This is a genomic window from Falsiroseomonas oryzae (assembly GCF_027856955.1).
GTDB lineage: Bacteria > Pseudomonadota > Alphaproteobacteria > Acetobacterales > Acetobacteraceae > Falsiroseomonas > Falsiroseomonas oryzae.
Genome location: NZ_JAPSMD010000723.1, coordinates 1 through 1,740 on the forward strand (window position 1 = coordinate 1; position 1,740 = coordinate 1,740).

Here is a 1,740-nt window from a genome sequence, read left to right on the forward strand (position 1 = left end):
CCGTCAGCAGCCGCCGCCCGTCGCCGGGCGCCAGCGCGCGCGCATGGCCGTGCGAGGGCCGCAGCGCGCCGCGGCGGATGGCGCGCAGCCCCAGCAGGATGGCCAGCACCGCCACCACCGCGCCGTGGAAGCCCGGCACGATGCCGGGTGCGGTCAGGCCCGTATGCGACTGCTCCACGAAGGTCGGCATGCGCAGCGCCAGCGCCACCACGCCCAGCCCGAAGGCCAGCAGCACCGCCGCGGTGTAGAGGTCGGCCCGCGGCGGCAGCGGCGCGCGGTCGCCGGAGAAGGGCGAATGCGCGCCCTCCTCCACGGCGCGTTCCGTCAAAGCCGCTGGATCCCCAGCGTGTCGGGGCTGACGCGCGCGGTGCCGCCGTCGAAGTAGAGCCACGCGGTCTGGCGCACCATCTTCCACGCCTCGTCGAAGGCCTCCTGCCCGCTGATCGGCGTGAACAGCGCGGCGCGCTGCGCGGCGTAGTCCTTCAGGCGCTGGCTGTTGGCGATCTTCTCGCGCCACACCTGCGTGACGGTGTCCACCACGGTCTGCGGCACGCCCTTCGGGCACCAGACGCCGAAGTAGTTCAGCGGCGCCGGCATGTTCGGCAGCCAGCGGCGCACCGAGGGGATCTCGCCATGGCCCTGCAGCGTCACCGGCTGCTCGGCCTGCACCGCCAGCGGGATCAGGCGGCGCGCGCGGATCATCTCCGCCGCTTCCACCAGCAGCACCGCGCCCAGCGGCGTCTCGCCGCTGACGGTCGCGATCATCGCGGGGTTGCCGCCATCATAGGTGGCGTGGCGATACTGGATGTTGGTGGCCGCGCGCACCGCGGACATCATGTTGTGCCCGGCGGAGCTGACGCCCGCTGTCGCCACGGCCAGGCTCGCGCCGCGCGCGCGGAAGGCTTCCATCGCCGCGCCGAAGTCGCGGATGCCGGCCTGCGGATTGGCCACCAGGATGTTCACGTTGGCCACCGCGAAGAACAGGTTCCAGTCCTGCAGCTGCGTGTCCAGCAGCCCGAGCACCTTGTAGCAGCCGACATCGACCGCCGCGCCGGCGGCCCAGGTCATGCCGTCCTTCGCCGCTTCCAGCGCGTTGCGCGTGCCGATGGAACCCGAAGCGCCGGGCTGGTTCACCACCACGAAGCGCTGGCCGAGCGCCGCTTCCAGCTCGGCGGCGACGATGCGCGCCATCTGGTCGGTGGAGCCGCCCGCCGCCCAGGGCACGATGATCGTCACCGGCCGGTCCGGCCGCCAGGCCGCGCCCTGCGCGCGCGGCAGCGCGGGCAGGGCGAGGGTTGCCGCGGTCGCGGCCATCAGGGTCCTGCGCGTGGTGCTCATCTCGTCGTCCTTCCCCTTTGCGGCCGACGTAACCCGCCGGTTACCGCGGATGGTGCTGCGAGCGGAAAACAGCGTCAACCGAACAGCGTCAGCCGAACTCCGGCCCGGCCATCGCGACCAGGCGTGCGGTGAGGCCGGGCGGCGCGGCCCCGCGCACCATGCGGGTGAAGGGGCGCAGCCGCTCGCCTCCCGCGCGGTCCACCGCGGCGATCACCGATGCGGCGTCGTCCGCCAGATCGAGGATCGCCGGGCCGCCGATCGCGCGCTGCGCCGCGGCGAGCAGCGCCAGCGCGGTGTCCGGATCCTTCGCCACGACCGGCCCGATCTGCGGTGCGCGCACGCCGTCGCGGCCCAGCGCGAAGCCGCTGCCATCCTCGGCCACCCAGGCCGCCGCCGGCAGGC

Annotated in this window: 3 protein-coding genes; all 3 read right to left on the reverse strand. The window is 74.1% G+C overall.

The window, feature by feature from the left end; translation table 11 throughout:
- The coding region (locus tag OZN99_RS31040) for a hypothetical protein (RefSeq protein ID WP_270939057.1) at positions 1–328 on the reverse strand (328 nt) is incomplete at its 3' end.
- Complete coding sequence (locus OZN99_RS31045) at positions 325–1,338, reverse strand: Bug family tripartite tricarboxylate transporter substrate binding protein (protein ID WP_270939058.1); 1,014 nt, start codon at positions 1,336–1,338, stop codon at positions 325–327. The genes OZN99_RS31040 and OZN99_RS31045, both read right to left, overlap by 4 nt.
- 88 nt (positions 1,339–1,426) lie before the next feature.
- On the reverse strand, positions 1,427–1,740 hold a 314-nt coding region (locus tag OZN99_RS31050; RefSeq protein WP_333779793.1), incomplete at its 5' end, for a GNAT family N-acetyltransferase.